We start from the raw sequence: 16,746 nt of genomic DNA, 5'->3' as shown, positions 1-16,746 counted from the left end.
GGCGGTCAAGGAGGGCGCGGCCGGGAAGGCGGCGGTCAAGAGGGCCCCTGCCAAGAAGACGCCAGCCAAAAAGACGCCGGCCAGGGAGGCACCAGCCCCGGAGGCGGTGGCCAAGGAGGCACCAGCCCCGGGGGCGCTGGCCATGGAGGCGCCAGTCACAGAGGCGCCGGCCACGGAGGCGGTCAAGAAGACGCCCGCCAAGGAAGCGGCGACCAAGAAGGGGGCGGCAAAGAAGGCCGCTCCCAAGAAGGCGGCGGCAAAGGTGGCCGCGGACAGGAAGACGTCGGCCGGGGAGGCGGCCGCCGAGGAGGTCGCGCCCCATGAGATCGCGGGCCAGGAGGTCGCGACCAAGCAGGTCGAGGCCAAGCAGGTCGAGGCCAAGGAGGCCGCGGACAGGCAGGTCGGGGCCAAGGAGGCTGCGGACAGGCAGACGCTGGTCGAAGCGGCGTCGGTCGCGGCGGCGTCCGGTGAGGTGGCGTCTGGCGAGGCGGCGTCCGGTGAGGTGGCGTCCGGTGAGGCGGTGTCGGTCGAGGAAGTGCAGGTCGGGGGCGTGGCGGGCGAGGAGGGGGCGGTCGGGGGCGGGGAGGCCGGCGGGGTGATGGGTGGGGTGGAGAGGCCCACCGAGGGTGTGGTCGAGAAGAGCACGGTGAAGAAGGCGGGCGCGGCCGAGGCCGCGAAGCAGACGGGAGCCACGACGGTGGTTGCGAAGAAGACTCCTGGCACGGCCCCGGCGGCCCAGACCGCCGTCCCCAAGGCACGCGTCGCCGCGGCGGAGCCCGGCGAGCTGGCGGTGCGCCCCGGTGAGGAGCCCTGGACACCGGAGGAGGTGGAAGAGGCCCGGGCGGAGCTGTCGAGCGAGATGGAGCGGCTGAGCGCGGAGATCGCCTCCTCGGAGGCGTCCCTGGTCGGGCTGATGAGGGAGTCCGGGGACGGCGCGGGGGACGATCAGGCGGACACCGGAGCCAAGAACATCACACGCGAACACGAGCTGGCCCTCGCGGCCAACGCGCGCGAGATGCTGGTCCAGACCGAGCGCGCCCTGCAGCGCCTGGACGCGGGCACGTACGGCCTGTGCGAGAACTGCGGCAATCCGATCGGCAAGGCGAGGATGCAGGCCTTCCCGCGGGCCACCCTGTGCGTGGAGTGCAAGCAGAAGCAGGAACGCCGGTACTGATCGGCACTGAAGGCGTGCCGTACCCTCGTCCTCAGTCAGGTACCTAGGTTGAGGGACTCACGTGGCAGAGGCGGAGCGCATCATCGGTACGCCGGACAACCCGGACGCGGCGCGGGGCGAGGAGCCGGAGCGGCCGGGCGTCGACGAGACCGGCGACGGCGGCACGGGCGACGGCGCCACCGACGACGGTGGCACCGGGGCCGAGTCCGGGGCCGCTCCCGCGCGGCACCGGGACCGGCGGCGGATCGCCGTGCTGTTCGCGGTCGCCGCCTTCGCCTACGTCCTCGACCTGGTCAGCAAGATAATCGTGGTCGAGAAACTGGAGCACCAGGAGCCGATCGAGATCATCGGCGACTGGCTGCGGTTCGAGGCGATCCGCAACGCGGGCGCGGCCTTCGGTTTCGGCGAGGCCTTCACCGTGATCTTCACGGTGATCGCGGCCGCCGTGATCGTGGTCATCGCCCGCCTCGCCCGCAAGCTCTACAGCCTGCCCTGGGCGATCGCGCTCGGTCTGCTGCTGGGCGGTGCGCTCGGCAATCTCACCGACCGGATCTTCCGCTCGCCGGGCGTCTTCGAAGGCGCGGTGGTGGACTTCATCGCGCCCAAGCACTTCGCCGTCTTCAACCTCGCCGACTCGGCGATCGTGTGCGGCGGCATCCTGATCGTGCTGCTGTCCTTCAAGGGCCTCGATCCGGACGGGACCGTCCACAAGGACTGAACGCCCGTGCAGGGTTGCCGGAACCGTCCGGCATACTCGACGGGTGAGCACGATTCCCGAGATCCGTACCCTGCCCGTGCCCGACGGCCTGGAGGGCGAGCGCGTCGACGCCGCCATCTCCCGCATGTTCGGCTTCTCCCGTACGAAGGCCGCGGAACTGGCCGCGGCGGGCAAGGTGCTGGTCGACGGCGCGGTGGTCGGCAAGTCGGAGCGGGTGCGCGGCGGCGCCTGGCTCGAGGTCGAGATGCCGCAGGCGGCCGCGCCGGTGCAGGTGGTGGCCGAGCCGGTCGAGGGCATGGAGATCGTGCACGACGATGACGACGTGGTGGTCATCGTGAAGCCCGTCGGCGTCGCCGCCCATCCCAGTCCCGGCTGGACCGGCCCGACCGTCATCGGCGGGCTCGCCGCCGCCGGGTACCGGATCTCCACCTCCGGCGCCGCCGAGCGCCAGGGCATCGTGCACCGCCTCGACGTCGGCACCTCCGGCCTGATGGTCGTGGCGAAGTCGGAGTACGCGTACACGTCGCTGAAGCGCCAGTTCAAGGAGCGCACGGTCGACAAGCGCTACCACACGCTCGTGCAGGGCCACCCGGACCCGACCAGCGGCACCATCGACGCGCCGATCGGCCGCCACCCCAACCACGACTACAAGTGGGCGGTCACCGCCGAGGGCAAGCCCTCCGTCACGCACTACGACCTCATCGAGGCCTTCCGCGCGGCCTCCCTGCTCGACGTGAAGCTGGAGACCGGCCGCACGCACCAGATCCGCGTCCACATGGCCGCCCACCGGCACCCCTGCGTCGGCGACCTGACGTACGGCGCCGACCCGACGCTGGCCAAGCGGCTGCGGCTGGCGCGCCAGTGGCTGCACGCCGTCCGCCTGGGCTTCGAGCACCCGGGCAGCGGCGAGTGGGTCGAGTTCGCCTGCGACTACCCCGAGGACCTCCAGCGGGCCCTGGACCAGGTCCGCGAGGAGACCTACGGATGACCCCGCCCGCCCGGCCGTCGTACGTCGTGCGCGTCGCCGAGGAGTCCGGTGACCGCGAGGCGTGCTTCGCGGTGCGCAAGGAGGTCTTCGTCGCCGAGCAGGGCGTACCGGAGGACCTGGAGTACGACGCGTACGACGCCGGCGCGTTGCACGTGCTCGCCGTCCGGGAGGACGGCGTACCGCTGGGCACCGGGCGGCTGCTGTACGGCGAGGCCGCCGCCGAGCGGACCGGGGGCGACCCGTCGGTGGGGTCCCTGGGGCGGCTGGCGGTCGTCCGGGACGCGCGCGGGCTGGGTGTCGGTGTGGCGCTGGTCCGGGCGATCGAGGACGCGGCCCGTGCGCGCGGGCTCGCGGCGGTCGATCTGCACGCGCAGACACACGCGCTGGGGTTCTACGAGCGGCTGGGATACGAGGCGTACGGCCCGGAGTACCCGGAGGCAGGGATTCCGCACCAGGCGATGCGGCGCGCCCTGTAGCGGCGCGGCGCACAGCCGTGAGGACGGGCGGGCGCGTGGCAGGCTGGAACCGGGGGTCTTGATCGCCTAGACCGTCGGAGCGCTGAGCGTGGATCAGTTGGCCCTGCTGTTCGTGCTGTTGCTCGGGGCCGTGGTGAGCGTCCCGGTCGGGGACCGGCTGGGACTGCCCGCGCCGGTGCTGATGACCCTGTTCGGCATCGTGCTGGCGCTGCTCGACTTCGTGCCGAACGTCGACATCCCGCCCGAGCTGATCCTGCCGCTGTTGCTGCCGCCCCTGCTCTACGCGGCCGTACGGCGCACCTCCTGGCGGCAGTTCACGGCGAACAAGCGGCCGATCTTCCTGCTCGCCGTGGCGCTCGTGTTCGTCACCATGTTCTGCGTGGGCGTCGTCGCCCACGCCATCGTGCCGGGGCTGCCGATCGCCGCCGCGCTGGCGCTCGGTGCGCTGGTCGCACCGCCCGATCCGGTCGCCGCGACCGCGGTCGCGGGGCAGCTCGGGCTGCCGCGCCGGCTGGTGTCCATCCTGGAGGGCGAGGGCCTGTTCAACGACGTGACGGCCATCGTGCTCTACCACGTGGCGATCACCGCCGTGGTCAGCGGCACCTTCTCGGCCTGGCAGGCCGGGCTCGACCTGGTGCTGTCCGCCGTGGTCGCCGTCGCGGTGGGGCTCGCGCTCGGCTGGGGCGCGAACAAGCTGATGGACCTGCTGGGGGACCCGACCCTCCAGATCGGGCTCACCCTGCTGGTGCCCTACGCCGCCTATGTCCTCGCCGAGGAGCTGCACGGCTCCGGCGTGCTGGCCGTGCTCACCGCCGCGCTGTTCCTCGCCGAGTACGCCACCGACGCCGACGACGTGATGACCCGGCTCGCCGGGCACACCTTCTGGGAGGTCATCGACACCCTCGTCACCGGGGTCGCCTTCGGGCTGATCGGCCTGGAGCTGCACAACGCGATCCGGACGGCCTCCGGGCGCTGGGGCGACATGCTGGGCTGGGCGGCGGCGATCGCGGGGGTCGTGGTCCTCGTACGACTGCTGTGGCTGCTGCCGGCGACCTGGCTGACCAAACGGCTGCACGCGCGGCGCGACTACGAGGACATCCCGATGAGCTGGCGGGAGACCGTCGTCATGTGGTGGTCCGGGATGCGGGGCGTGGCCTCGGTGGCGCTGGCGCTGGCCATTCCGCTGGAGACCGACGACGGGTCGCCGTTCCCCGACCGCGACGAGATCGTCTTCATCGCGTTCGGCGTGATCATGGCGACGCTGGTGCTCCAGGGGCTGACGCTGCCCTGGCTGGTCAAGCGGCTCGGCGTGCGGGCGGACACCGAGCGGGAGCACGAGTTCGAGAAGGCGCTGGCGGTGCGGGCGGCGAGGGCCGCCAAGCGGCGGCTGCGGGAGATCGAGCAGGTCGAGGAGCTGCCCGAGGAGCTGTCCGAGCGGATGCTGCGGCGGGCTTTCGAGATCGGCGTGCGGATCAGCCCGGACATGGGCGAGGAGGAGCGGCGGGAGGCGCACGAGCAGCGGGTGAAGCGGATGAAGCGGCTGCGCCGGATCGAGGGGGAGATGCTGAGCGCCGCCCGGCACGAGGTGCTGGCGGCGCGCAGCGAGCCGGGGGCGGACCCCGAGGTGGTGGACCGGGTGCTGCGCCAGCTGGACGTGCGCAGCATGCGCTGAGCAGCCGGACGCAGGTCACGCAGGTCAGCCCCGTTCCGCCCGCGGCGGTGTCTCCACCGCGCGGCGGTTCGGCACGCCGTCGGGCGACGGCCGGGCGCTCGGCGGGCGGCCCGGCGGCAGATGGGCGTCGGCCGTGTTGACCCGGGGCAGCGCGTACGGGTGCTCGCGGACCAGCCAGGCGATCATCCGCTCGCGGACCGTGACCCGGACCGTCCAGACGTCGTCGGCGTCCTTCGCGGTCATCAGCGCCCGTACCTCCATGGTGTTCGGCGTGGTGTCGGTGACCGACAGGTCGTAGGCGCGCCCGTCCCAGGCCGGGCAGGCGCGCAGGATGTCGCGGAGCTGGTCGCGCATCGCGTCCACCGGCGCCGAGTGGTCGAGGTGCCAGAAGACGATGCCGGTCATCTGCGGCGTGCCGCGCGACCAGTTCTCGAACGGCTTGGAGGTGAAGTACGACACCGGCATGGTGATCCGGCGCTCGTCCCACGTCCGCACGGTCAGATAGGTCAGCGTGATCTCCTCGACGGTGCCCCACTCGCCGTCCACCACGACCGTGTCGCCGATGCGCACCATGTCGCCGAACGCGATCTGCAGCCCCGCGAACATGTTGCCCAGCGTGGACTGCGCCGCGACACCGGCGACGATGCCGAGGATGCCCGCCGAGGCCAGCAGCGAGGCGCCCGCCGCGCGGAACGCGGGGAAGGTCAGCAGCATCGCCGCCACCGCCACCACCCCGACGATCGCCGCCACCACCCGCGTGATCAGCGTCACCTGGGTGCGCACCCGGCGCACGCGCGCGGGATCGCGCTGGGCGCGGGAGCTGGCGTACCGGGTGTACGACGTCTCGACGACCGCCGCCGCGATCCGGATCACCAGCCAGGCGGCCGAGCCGATCAGCACCAGCGTGAGGGTGCGGCCGATGCCGACCCGGTGGGCCTGGAGCAGCTGCGCCTCGTCGTACGACGCTCTCAGCAGCGCCGCGCAGAGCACGAGCTGGTAGGGGATGCGGCCGCGGCGCAGCAGCCCCCACAGCGGCGTGTCGCTCTGGCGTTCGTCGGCCCGGCGCAGCAGCCGGTCGGTGGCCCAGCCGATCAGCAGGGTGAGCAGGACGGAGCCGCCGACGACTGTCAGCGGGCGGAGTACGTTCTCCATGCCCTGGAACGTAACCGGCCTCCGGCGGGTGTGAACCTGTGAATCGGGCGCGGTTTCGGGTAGTGCCCCGGATCTGCGCTGTCACACCCGGCTGGCACCATGGCCTCATGAACATCATGCTTTTCCACTCGGCCTATGGCCTCAGGCCCGCGGTGCGCGCCGCGGCGGACCGGCTGCGCGCGGCCGGGCACGAGGTGTGGACGCCCGACCTCTTCGAGGGGCGCACGTTCGACACGGTCGAGGAGGGCATGGCCGCGAAGGACGAGATCGGCAAGGACGAGCTGCTGAAGCGGGCCGTGCTGGCCGCCGCGCCCTATTCGGAGAGAGGTCTCGTCTACGCCGGTTTCTCGCTCGGCGCCTCCATCGCGCAGACCCTCGCGCTGGGCGACGAGAAGGCGAAGGGGCTGCTGCTTCTGCACGGCACCTCGGATCTCGCGCCGAACGTCTCGGTGGACGATCTGCCGGTGCAGCTGCACGTGGCCGAGCCGGACCCGTTCGAGCCGGACGACTGGCTGAGCTCCTGGTATCTCCAGATGCGCCGCGCCGGCGCGGACGTCGAGGTGTACCGGTACGCCGGGGCCGGTCATGTGTACACCGACCCCGACCTGCCGGACTACGACGAGGAGGCCGCCGAGGCCACCTGGCGGGTGGCGCTCGGCTTCCTGGACTCGCTGGACTGAGCGGGCGCTACGCGGCTCAGCCCGCGGCGCGGTAGGCCGCCCAGCTCTGCTGCATGCGCGTCACCTGGCCGGAGGTGAACTGGTACATGCAGTTGTCGTACGTGTAGTCCATGAAGTTGTGGATCGGGTCGGCGCCCGCCTTGCGGGTGCAGCTGTCCCGGCCCTCGGGGCACTCGTAGGCGGGGCTCTTCTCGGCCGGGGTGTCCTCGACGTAGTCGCCGTTGCCGCTACAGCCGCCCTGGAAGGTGTGGTACAGCCCCAGCCAGTGGCCGACCTCGTGGGTCGCGGTGTCGCCCTCGTTGTAGTTCGCGGCCGAGCCGCCGGGCAGCGAGGCGTCCAGCAGGACCACGCCGTCCATGGACGGGCTGGAGTTGTAGGAGCTGGGGAAGGTGGCCCAGCCGAGCAGGCCGCCGCCGAGGTTGGCGGTGTAGATGTTGAGCGCGTTCGCGCCGCCCTTGCGCAGGGCCGACTTCATCGCCTTCTCCTCGGCCGAGCCGGAGGAGACGTTGTACCAGGCGGCGTTGTCCGTGTAGTCGGTGGCGGCCAGCGTGAACTGGAAGCCGGAGTCGACGTTCCCGGTGCCCTGGCCGCCGAACGCCGCGTTCAGCACGTTCATCTGGGCGGTGATGTCGGCGGAGCTGAGCTGGCCGGCGGCGCCGTCGTGGATGACGTGGAAGTACACCGGGATGGTGGTCGTGGCGGTGGCCGACAGGCTCCGGCCGTTGTTCGGCAGCTTGTCGAGCTTCCTGCGCAGATCGGCGTCCATGGCCTGGGCCTTGGCGGCGCTCACCTCGTTGGGCTCGGCGGCGTGCTCGCCGGACCCGGGGCGGGCCTCGCGGGCCGCGGCGTGGGCGTCCGCGTGGGCGTCCGCGTGGGTGTCCTCGACGCACTCGGCGGCGGTGGGGGTGCCGGCCGCCGCGACGCCCGTGGGCGTCGAGAGGGGGCTGAGCATCAGGGTTCCGGCCACGACGGCGGTGGCGAGAACACGTCTGCGCGTCGAGGGAGATATCCGGGCAAGCGCACGCATGCTGGCTCCTAGCGGATGCGGTGGGGAGTGGGGCACAGGGGTCTTCCTGGCCGCCGCCCGGAGATTACGTGGACATGCTCAGATGGGAAGAGAAGTGATCAGGCCCAATCAAATTCCCGGCAAACAAGGAAAATTGGGGAGATGAACCGACGGCCTGTTCCGGGGTTTGAGATCCGGACGTAACGAAGGCCGCTACCGGGGCGGGTGGTGTGTCCGGATTCGGGCCACGGCTCGCACCACCCGCCGTAGTGAAGGACAGGTCGTTGTGATCTCGCCTTAACGGCTCATCGTGCCGCTGCGGTTGGCTGAAAATCGCCCTTCACGCGCGGCTGTCACACCGGGTCGTAGGTGCGCTCGACCTTCTGCGTGCCGCTGCGGGTCCGGTACGAGCGCGCCCAGGAGGCGGTCGCGTCCGCCTTTCGGCGGTCGGATATGACGTAGTAGTCCATCTGCGCCCGGTCGGCGGTGAGGTCCAGGACGCCGTAGCCGTGCCGGTCCGTGTCGACCCAGTGGACATGCCGGTTGGCGGCGCGGATCAGCGGGGCGGCGACCGCCGAGACAGTGCCCTCCGGGACCTTCACCATGTCGTCGAGGTTGTCCGAAGTCACCGAGGTGACCACGAACTCCGTGGCGGCCGAGGCGGACAGCGGATACGTCCCGGCGTTCACCGGCACGTCGTTGGCCCACGCCATGTGGATGTCGCCGGTCAGGAACACGGTGTTGCGGATGGCGTTCGCCCGCAGATGCGCCAGCAGTTCGCGGCGGTCGTCGGTGTAGCCGTCCCACTGGTCCGGGTTGAGGGCGAGGCCCTCCTGCGGCAGCCCCAGCAGCTTCGCCAGCGGCTTGAGCAGGTCCGCGGAGAGCGAGCCGATGGCGAACGGCGCGATCATCACCGAGTTGCCGACCAGCCGCCAGGCGGTGTCGGAGGAGGCCAGCCCGGCCTTCAGCCAGTCCAGCTGGGCGCGCCCGGTGAGCGTGCGCTCCGGGTCGTCGGCCTCGCCGTTCCCGACGGAGACCTGCTGCGAACGGAACGACCTGAGGTCGAGCAGGGAGAGGTCCGCCAGCTTGCCGAAGCGCAGTCGGCGGTAGGTGGTGCCCGCGATCGCAGGGCGGACCGGCATCCACTCGAAGTAGGCCTGCTTGGCGGCGGCCTGACGGGCGGCCCAGGCGCCTTCCGCGCCCTCGGTGTGGTTCTCGGCGCCGCCGGACCAGGCGTCGTTGGCGATCTCGTGGTCGTCCCAGATGGCGACGACCGGGGCGGTGGCGTGCAGGGCCTGGAGGTCCGGGTCGGTCTTGTAACGGCCGTGCCGGATCCGGTAGTCGGCGAGGGTCAGGATCTCGTGGGCCGGGGCGTGCGGCCGGACGACGGTGCCGCGCGTGCCGTACTGGCCGGTGCCGTACTCGTAGATGTAGTCGCCGAGGTGCAGCCAGGCGTCCAGGTCGCCGCGGGCCGCGAGATGGCGGTACGCCGCGAAGTGCCCGGCCTCCCAGTTGGCGCACGAGACCACGCCGAAGCGCAGGTTGGCGACCGCGGCGTCGGCGGCCGGGGCGGTGCGGGTGCGGGCGACGGGGGAGTCGGTGCCGGCGGCCGAGAACCGGAACCAGTAGTCGGTGGCGGGGGCAAGGCCGCGGACGTCGGCCTTGACGGTGTGGTCGGAGGCGGCGGTCGCGGTGACGGAGCCCTTGGCGACGACGTTCGTGAACGCCTTGTCCAGGGCGACGGTCCACTCCACCTCGACGTCGGGGCCGAGTCCGGAGCCGGGGACGGCCTCCGGCGTGGGCGTCACCCGGGTCCAGAGCAGGATGCCGTCGGGGAGCGGGTCTCCGGAGGCGACGCCGTGCAGGAAGGCGGGGGCCTCGGCGGCGCGCGCCGGGGCGGCGGCGGCCAGCGGGGCCGCGAGAACGGCCCCGGCCGCGGCGGCCTTGACGACCGTACGACGGCGCGGGGCGGGCGAGTTGGGACTGGTGTGGGATCTGAAACGACTGGTCACGGCCGATCAGATTACTGATCGGTAAGGACCTTGATAAGCCAGGGGACATGAAGAGCGGGCGAACCCCGGGGAGTTCGCCCGCCCTACGCCCCGCGTTACTTGGTGACGCCGGCGTCCTTCAGCGCGGTCTCCCACTCGGCGACGGTGCTCGGGTTGGTGATGAGCTTGTCGTTGATCTTGATGCTCGGGGTCGACTTGACGTCCTTCGCGTTCTCGAAGGAGTCGCTCATCTTCATCGCCCAGGCGTCGTAGGTGCCCTTCTCGACCGCGTCCTGGAACTTCTTGTTGTTCTTCAGGGCGTCCACCGTGTTCGCCACCTTGATCAGGTAGTCGTCCTTGGCGAACTCGTCGGTCGACTCGGAGGGGTGGTACTCCGCCGAGTACAGCGCAGCCTTGTAGTCGAGGAAGGCCTCGGGGCTCACGTTCAGCGCGGCGCCGAGCGCGCTCAGCGCGTTCTTGGAGCCCTCGCCGCCGAGGTTGCCGTCGAGGAAGGTGCCGAGGGTGAAGGAGAGCTTGTAGTCGCCGTCCTCCATGCCCTTGTTGACGGTCTCGCCGATGGTCTGCTCGAAGGAGGCGCAGGCCGGGCAGCGCGGGTCCTCGTAGAGGTGGACGACGTTGTCGGTCTTGGAGTCGCCGATGAGGACCTCGGTGCCGTTCTTGCCGGAGGTGTTGGCCGGGGCGACGACCTTCGCCTCGGCGGCCGCCTCCCACTCCGTGGGCTGGTTGCTCTGGACGACGGCCCAGCCGATGCCGCCGGCCAGCGCGAGGACCGCGACCATCGAACCGGCGACGATCAGCTGCCGCCTCGCCTTCTCGCGCTTGGCCTGACGCTCGCGCTCCTGGCGCAGCCGCTCCCGGGCCGCCGTCTTCGCCGCCTGGCTGTTCCGCTTGCTCATGTTCGTTGTCTCCCTGGGATCGCGCACCGGTGTGCGCGGATACGGATGAAGGACGGTGCGTGTTCGGATGTGTCGCTTCGCTCAGGCGGCGAGAGCGACGGCGATCGAACACGGCGGTCCACGCCGTCCCAGGGAGTACGCGAGCAGCAGATCACGCGCGGTGGGGGTGGTGCGGTGCGCGGGCCGTGGCAGCCGGCGGACCGCCGGGGCCGGCCGGGCCGCCACCGCGGCGACGGCCAGCAGCAGCGGGCGGAAGGTGGTCGCGGTCATCGCGTGCAGCAGCTGGGCCAGCGCCCGCTCGCCGCGCCGCAGCCAGGCCGCCGCCAGCAGCCCCACGCCGACATGCGCGCCGAGCAGCAGCCAGGCGGTCTCCGGGTGGGCGTCGGCGAGCAGCGCGGCGAGCCGGTCGGTGCCGGTCGTCCCGGCCATCCGGGCCAGCGGGGCGCCCACCTCGCCGCCGCCGCACAGCACATCCAGGCCGACCGAGCGCAGCGGACCGGCCACGGGGCCGCCCGTCCGGCCGTAGCAGGCGTGCTGGCCGGCGGTGAAGACGGTGTCGGCGGCCAGCTCCAGCGGGATCAGCAGCGCGGCGATCCGGCCGAAGCCGCGCTCGCGGCCGGCCAGCGCGTAGGCAATCAGGAACACGGCGACGGCGATCGCCGCCACCGTGCCCAGGGGCAGCGGGACGCGCGACAGCAGCACGTGCGACGCGGTGCTGAGCGTCACGACGATCGCCGTGAACAGCGCCGCGCGTACGGCTCTGAGCTGGGTCCCTGATATGTCCATCGCGTGGAGAGTGTGTCATGGGCTCCTGTAAGGGACCCCTAAGGGGTTCCCGTGAAGGAGCGGATCCGGTCGGGGTGACTACAGGCCGGGGATCCGGCCGTTGCGGAACAGGTCGAGGAAGATCTGGTGGTCGGCACGCGCGCGTGCCCCGTAGGTGTGCGCGAAGTCGACCAGGAGCGGGGCGAAGCCCTCTTCGTCGGCCTGGATCGCCGCGTCGATGGCCCGCTCGGTGGAGAACGGCACCAGGGACTCCCCGGACTGGTCGTCCGCCGCCGAGTGCATCGACGCCGTGGCCCGGCCCAGGTCGGCGACGACGGCCGCGATCTCCTCCGGGTCGTCGATGTCGCCCCAGTCCAGGTCGACCGCGTACGGCGAGACCTCGGCGACCAGCTGGCCCGCGCCGTCCAGCTCCGTCCAGCCCAGCCACGGGTCGGCGTGCGCCTGGAGGGCGCGCTGGGAGATCACCGTGCGGTGGCCCTCGTGGTGGAAGTACTCACGGATCGCCGGGTCGGTGATGTGCCGGGAGACGGCCGGGGTCTGGGCCTGCTTGATGTAGATCACGACATCGTTCTCGAGGGCGTCGCTGTGGCCCTCCAGCAGGATGTTGTACGACGGCAGGCCCGCCGAGCCGATGCCGATGCCGCGGCGGCCGACGACGTCCTTCACCCGGTACGAGTCGGGGCGGGTCAGGGAGGTCTCCGGCAGGGTCTCCAGATAGCCGTCGAAGGCGGCCAGCACCTTGTACCGCGTGGCGGCGTCCAGCTCGATGGAGCCGCCGCCGGGGGCGAAGCGGCGCTCGAAGTCGCGGATCTCGGTCATCGACTCCAGCAGCCCGAACCGGGTCAGCGAGCGGGCGTCGCGCAGGGCGTCCAGCAGCGGGCCCTCCGCGGTGTCCAGGGTGAAGGGCGGCACCTCGTCGCTCTTGGCGCCGGTGGCCAGCGCGTGGATCCGCTCCCGGTACGCGCCCGCGTAGATCCGCACCAGCTCGGTGATCTGCTCGTCGCTGAGCGCCTTGGCGTACCCGATCAGCGCGATCGAGGCGGAGAAGCGCTTGAGGTCCCAGGTGAAGGGGCCGACATAGGCCTCGTCGAAGTCGTTGACGTTGAAGATCAGCCGGCCGGTGGAGTCCATGTAGGTGCCGAAGTTCTCGGCGTGGAGATCACCGTGGATCCAGACCCGGGAGGTCCGCTCGTCCAGATACAAACCGCCCCGCTTCTCGGCGTCCAGGTCGTGGTAGAAGAGGCACGCCGTCCCCCGGTAGAAGGCGAACGCCGAGGCGGCCATCTTCCGGAACTTGACCCGGAACGCGGCCGGGTCGGCGGCCAGGAGCTCGCCGAAGGCGGTGTCGAAGACGGCAAGGATCTCCTCGCCGCGGTGCTCGCCGTTGAGCTGCGGAAACGACATCGCGGGGTGCCTCCTGGTGCGGGTGGTGCCTGACCTGTGCGGACGGGGTGCCGGACAGGGTGTCCGTCACCTTGCAACGTCCGACGGTACGCCGGAGTGCCCGCGCGCTGTCAGTCCCGAGGCATAGACTTCGACGCTGTCCCCCAGACTGTCCGCAGCCTGTCGGACCCCCGTCGCCGTATGTTTTCCTTGGAGGCCGCAGCCGTGTCAAAGCCGCCGTTCACGCACCTGCACGTCCACACCCAGTACTCGCTGCTGGACGGTGCCGCGCGGCTGAAGGACATGTTCAACGCCTGCAATGAGATGGGCATGACGCACATCGCCATGTCCGACCACGGCAACCTCCACGGCGCGTACGACTTCTTCCATTCCGCGAAGAAGGCCGGAATCACCCCGATCATCGGGATCGAGGCATATATCGCCCCCGAGTCCCGGCGCAACAAGCGCAAGATCCTCTGGGGCCAGCCGCACCAGAAGCGGGACGACGTCTCCGGTTCCGGTGGTTACACCCACAAGACGATGTGGGCGGTGAACAAGACCGGCCTGCACAACCTCTTCCGGCTCTCCTCGGACGCGTACGCCGAGGGCTGGCTGCAGAAGTGGCCCCGGATGGACAAGGAGACCATCGCCCAGTGGTCCGAGGGGATCGTCGCCTCCACCGGCTGCCCCTCCGGCGAGGTGCAGACCCGGCTGCGCCTCGGCCACTTCGACGAGGCCCTGAAGGCCGCCGCCGACTACCAGGACATCTTCGGCAAGGACCGCTACTTCCTGGAGCTGATGGACCACGGCATCGACATCGAGCGCCGGGTCCGCGACGGCCTGCTGGAGATCGGCCGCAAGCTCGGCATCCCGCCCCTGGTCACCAACGACTCGCACTACACGTACGCGCACGAGGCGGGCGCCCACGACGCCCTGCTGTGCATCCAGACCGGCAAGAACCTCTCCGACCCGGACCGCTTCAAGTTCGACGGCACCGGCTACTACCTGAAGTCCACGGACGAGATGTACGCCATCGACTCCTCGGACGCCTGGCAGGAGGGCTGCGCGAACACGCGCCTCATCGCCGAGATGGTCGACACCACCGGCATGTTCGAGAAGCGCGACCTCATGCCCAAGTTCGACATCCCCGAGGGCTACACCGAGGTCAGCTGGTTCCGCGAGGAGACCATGCGCGGTATGCAGCGCCGGTTCCCGGACGGCATCCCGGACGACCGCATGAAGCAGGTCGAGTACGAGATGGACACGATCATCTCGATGGGGTTCCCGGGCTACTTCCTCGTGGTCGCCGACTTCATCATGTGGGCGAAGAAGCAGGGCATCGCGGTCGGCCCCGGCCGAGGCTCCGCGGCCGGCTCGATCGTCGCCTACGCCCTCGGCATCACCGACCTCGACCCGATCCCGCACGGCCTGATCTTCGAGCGGTTCCTCAACCCCGAGCGCATCTCGATGCCCGATGTCGACATCGACTTCGACGAGCGTCGGCGCGTCGAGGTGATCAGGTATGTGACGGAGAAATACGGCGCCGACAAGGTCGCCATGATCGGCACCTACGGCACCATCAAGGCCAAGAACGCGATCAAGGACTCCGCGCGCGTGCTGGGCTACCCGTACGCGATGGGCGACCGGATCACCAAGGCCATGCCGCCGGACGTCCTCGGCAAGGGCATCCCGCTCTCCGGCATCACCGACCCGCAGCACCCCCGCTACTCGGAGGCGGGCGAGGTCCGGGCGATGTACGAGAACGAGCCGGACGTGAAGAAGGTCATCGACACCGCGCGCGGCGTGGAGGGCCTGGTCCGGCAGATGGGTGTGCACGCGGCCGGCGTGATCATGTCCAGCGAGACCATCACCGAGCACGTCCCGGTCTGGGTGAGGCACACCGACGGCGTGACCATCACGCAGTGGGACTACCCGAGCTGTGAGTCGCTCGGCCTGCTGAAGATGGACTTCCTGGGCCTGCGCAACCTCACGATCATGGACGACGCCGTCAAGATGGTGAAGGCCAACAAGGGGATCGACATCGATCTCCTGGCCCTCCCGCTCGACGACCCCACCACCTTCGAGCTGCTCCAGCGCGGCGACACCCTCGGCGTCTTCCAGTTCGACGGCGGCCCCATGCGCTCCCTGCTGCGCATGATGAAGCCCGACAACTTCGAGGACATCTCCGCCGTCTCGGCCCTCTACCGGCCGGGTCCGATGGGCATGAACTCGCACATCAACTACGCCCTGCGCAAGAACGGCCAGCAGGAGATCACCCCGATCCACCCGGAGCTGGAGGAGCCGCTCAAGGAGGTCCTGGACGTCACCTACGGCCTGATCGTCTACCAGGAGCAGGTGCAGAAGGCCGCCCAGATCATCGCCGGCTACTCGCTCGGCGAGGCCGACATCCTCCGCCGCGTGATGGGCAAGAAGAAGCCGGAGGAGCTGGAGAAGAACTTCGTCATCTTCCAGGCCGGCGCCCGCAAGAACGGCTACAGCGACGAGGCCATCCAGGCGCTCTGGGACGTGCTGGTCCCGTTCGCCGGCTACGCGTTCAACAAGGCGCACTCCGCCGCGTACGGCCTGGTGTCGTACTGGACCGCCTACCTCAAGGCGAACCACCCCGCCGAGTACATGGCGGCGCTGCTCACCTCGGTCAAGGACGACAAGGACAAGTCGGCGGTCTACCTCAACGAGTGCCGTCGCATGGGCATCCGGGTGCTCCCGCCGAACGTCAACGAGTCGGAGTCCAACTTCGCCGCCCAGGGCGACGACGTGATCCTCTTCGGCCTGTCCGCGGTCCGCAACGTCGGCACCAACGTCGTCGAGTCGATCATCAAGTGCCGCAAGGCGAAGGGGAAGTACAGCTCCTTCCCGGACTACCTCGACAAGGTCGAGGCGGTCGTCTGCAACAAGCGGACCACGGAATCGCTGATCAAGGCGGGCGCCTTCGACTCCATGGGGCACACCCGCAAGGGCCTGATGGCGCAGTACGAACCGATGATCGACAACGTGGTCGCGGTCAAGCGCAAGGAGGCCGAGGGCCAGTTCGACCTCTTCGGCGGCATGGGCGAGGACGACAGCAGCGAGCCCGGCTTCGGACTCGACGTGGAGTTCTCCACCGACGAGTGGGACAAGACGTATCTGCTCGCCCAGGAGCGGGAGATGCTCGGTCTCTACGTCTCGGACCACCCGCTGTTCGGTCTGGAGCACGTGCTGTCCGACAAGGCCGACGCGGGCATCGCCCAGCTCACCGGCGGTGAGCACGCGGACGGCGCGGTGGTCACCATCGGCGGCATCATCTCGGGCCTGCAGCGCAAGATGACCAAGCAGGGCAACGCCTGGGCGATCGCCACCGTGGAGGACCTGGCGGGTTCCATCGAGTGCATGTTCTTCCCGGCGACCTACCAGCTCGTCTCGACCCAACTCGTCGAAGACGCCGTGGTGTTCGTCAAGGGCCGCCTCGACAAGCGCGAGGACGTGCCGCGGCTGGTCGCGATGGAGCTGATGGTCCCGGACCTGTCCAACGCGGGCACCAACGCGCCGGTCGTCCTCACCATCCCGGCGACCCGGGTCACCCCGCCCATGGTCAGCCGCCTCGGCGAGATCCTCACCCACCACAAGGGCGACAGCGAGGTGCGGATCAAGCTCCAGGGGCCGACCAAGACGACGGTGCTGCGTCTGGACCGGCACCGGGTGAAGCCGGATCCGGCGCTCTTCGGCGACCTGAAGGTGCTGCTCGGGCCGTCCTGCCTGGCGGGCTAGGCGGATTCACGGACTGACACGAGGGGCGCATCCCCGGC

At 70.5% G+C, this 16,746-nt stretch carries 13 protein-coding genes; 7 read left to right on the top strand and 6 right to left on the bottom strand.

Going from position 1 to position 16,746, the window contains the following annotated elements; all coding sequences use genetic code 11:
• Window positions 1–142 precede the first annotated feature (142 nt).
• The 5 genes from ACZ42A_RS00790 to ACZ42A_RS00770 all read left to right on the top strand — a co-directional run bounded on the left by ACZ42A_RS00790 (window position 143) and on the right by ACZ42A_RS00770 (window position 5,028).
• Window positions 143–1,174 carry a TraR/DksA family transcriptional regulator gene (locus ACZ42A_RS00790; RefSeq protein WP_468526101.1) on the top strand — a complete coding sequence of 344 codons (1,032 nt, stop codon included), beginning with the start codon at window positions 143–145 and terminating at the stop codon, window positions 1,172–1,174.
• 61 nt (window positions 1,175–1,235) lie between these two features.
• Entirely contained in the window at window positions 1,236–1,892 is a 657-nt protein-coding gene (lspA, locus tag ACZ42A_RS00785) for a signal peptidase II (RefSeq protein WP_468524958.1), read from the top strand.
• Window positions 1,893–1,935: 43 nt separating this feature from the next.
• Window positions 1,936–2,880 carry an RluA family pseudouridine synthase gene (locus ACZ42A_RS00780; RefSeq protein ID WP_468524957.1) on the top strand — a complete coding sequence of 315 codons (945 nt, stop codon included), beginning with the start codon at window positions 1,936–1,938 and terminating at the stop codon, window positions 2,878–2,880.
• Window positions 2,877–3,356: a GNAT family N-acetyltransferase gene (locus tag ACZ42A_RS00775; protein WP_468524956.1), complete on the top strand. Its 480-nt coding sequence runs from the start codon at window positions 2,877–2,879 to the stop codon at window positions 3,354–3,356. The genes ACZ42A_RS00780 and ACZ42A_RS00775 overlap by 4 nt, the downstream gene beginning before the upstream one ends.
• An 88-nt stretch (window positions 3,357–3,444) precedes the next feature.
• Entirely contained in the window at window positions 3,445–5,028 is a 1,584-nt protein-coding gene (locus tag ACZ42A_RS00770) for a Na+/H+ antiporter (protein WP_468524955.1), read from the top strand.
• A gap of 24 nt (window positions 5,029–5,052) precedes the next feature.
• Here ACZ42A_RS00770 and ACZ42A_RS00765 read toward each other — a convergent pair whose 3' ends face one another.
• Window positions 5,053–6,180, bottom strand: coding sequence for a mechanosensitive ion channel family protein (locus ACZ42A_RS00765; protein WP_468524954.1), 1,128 nt, complete (start codon window positions 6,178–6,180; stop codon window positions 5,053–5,055).
• 107 nt (window positions 6,181–6,287) lie between these two features.
• Here ACZ42A_RS00765 and ACZ42A_RS00760 point away from each other — a divergent pair, with 107 nt between their 5' ends.
• Complete coding sequence (locus tag ACZ42A_RS00760) at window positions 6,288–6,860, top strand: dienelactone hydrolase family protein (RefSeq protein ID WP_468524953.1); 573 nt, start codon at window positions 6,288–6,290, stop codon at window positions 6,858–6,860.
• A gap of 16 nt (window positions 6,861–6,876) precedes the next feature.
• On the opposite strand, the gene ACZ42A_RS00755 is transcribed toward ACZ42A_RS00760, so the two are convergent.
• The 5 genes from ACZ42A_RS00755 to ACZ42A_RS00735 form a co-directional block, all read right to left on the bottom strand.
• A complete protein-coding gene (locus tag ACZ42A_RS00755) occupies window positions 6,877–7,887 on the bottom strand; it encodes a zinc metalloprotease (protein ID WP_468524952.1) in 1,011 nt (336 codons plus the stop codon).
• Window positions 7,888–8,219: 332 nt separating this feature from the next.
• Entirely contained in the window at window positions 8,220–9,878 is a 1,659-nt protein-coding gene (locus ACZ42A_RS00750) for an alkaline phosphatase D family protein (protein WP_468524951.1), read from the bottom strand.
• Window positions 9,879–9,973: 95 nt separating this feature from the next.
• Window positions 9,974–10,774 (bottom strand): DsbA family protein, encoded by an 801-nt coding sequence (locus ACZ42A_RS00745; RefSeq protein ID WP_468524950.1) that lies wholly within the window; start codon window positions 10,772–10,774, stop codon window positions 9,974–9,976.
• An 81-nt stretch (window positions 10,775–10,855) separates the two neighbouring features.
• On the bottom strand, window positions 10,856–11,560 hold the full coding sequence (locus ACZ42A_RS00740) for a hypothetical protein (RefSeq protein WP_468524949.1): 705 nt from the start codon (window positions 11,558–11,560) through the stop codon (window positions 10,856–10,858).
• A gap of 78 nt (window positions 11,561–11,638) precedes the next feature.
• Window positions 11,639–12,964 (bottom strand): DUF2252 domain-containing protein, encoded by a 1,326-nt coding sequence (locus tag ACZ42A_RS00735; RefSeq protein WP_468524948.1) that lies wholly within the window; start codon window positions 12,962–12,964, stop codon window positions 11,639–11,641.
• Between the two features lie 204 nt (window positions 12,965–13,168).
• On the opposite strand from ACZ42A_RS00735, the gene dnaE reads away from it, so the two are divergent.
• The gene (gene dnaE, locus ACZ42A_RS00730) at window positions 13,169–16,708 is read left to right on the top strand and encodes a DNA polymerase III subunit alpha (protein WP_468524947.1); all 3,540 of its coding nucleotides are present in this window, start codon (window positions 13,169–13,171) and stop codon (window positions 16,706–16,708) included.
• Window positions 16,709–16,746: the final 38 nt, after the last annotated feature.

Source organism: Streptomyces sp. NPDC030838 (assembly GCF_055572035.1).
This window is presented reverse-complemented; position numbering and strand designations above follow the sequence as displayed.

Bases quoted from the DNA above. Each gene is read 5' to 3' on its own strand.
- ACZ42A_RS00790 (WP_468526101.1), top strand. From the start codon at position 143: ATGGAGGCGCCAGTCACAGAGGCGCCGGCCACGGAGGCGGTCAAGAAG.
- ACZ42A_RS00775 (WP_468524956.1), top strand. From the start codon at position 2,877: ATGACCCCGCCCGCCCGGCCGTCGTACGTCGTGCGCGTCGCCGAGGAG.
- ACZ42A_RS00765 (WP_468524954.1), bottom strand. From the start codon at position 6,180: ATGGAGAACGTACTCCGCCCGCTGACAGTCGTCGGCGGCTCCGTCCTG.
- ACZ42A_RS00760 (WP_468524953.1), top strand. From the start codon at position 6,288: ATGAACATCATGCTTTTCCACTCGGCCTATGGCCTCAGGCCCGCGGTG.
- ACZ42A_RS00755 (WP_468524952.1), bottom strand. From the start codon at position 7,887: ATGCGTGCGCTTGCCCGGATATCTCCCTCGACGCGCAGACGTGTTCTC.
- ACZ42A_RS00745 (WP_468524950.1), bottom strand. From the start codon at position 10,774: ATGAGCAAGCGGAACAGCCAGGCGGCGAAGACGGCGGCCCGGGAGCGG.
- ACZ42A_RS00740 (WP_468524949.1), bottom strand. From the start codon at position 11,560: ATGGACATATCAGGGACCCAGCTCAGAGCCGTACGCGCGGCGCTGTTC.
- ACZ42A_RS00735 (WP_468524948.1), bottom strand. From the start codon at position 12,964: ATGTCGTTTCCGCAGCTCAACGGCGAGCACCGCGGCGAGGAGATCCTT.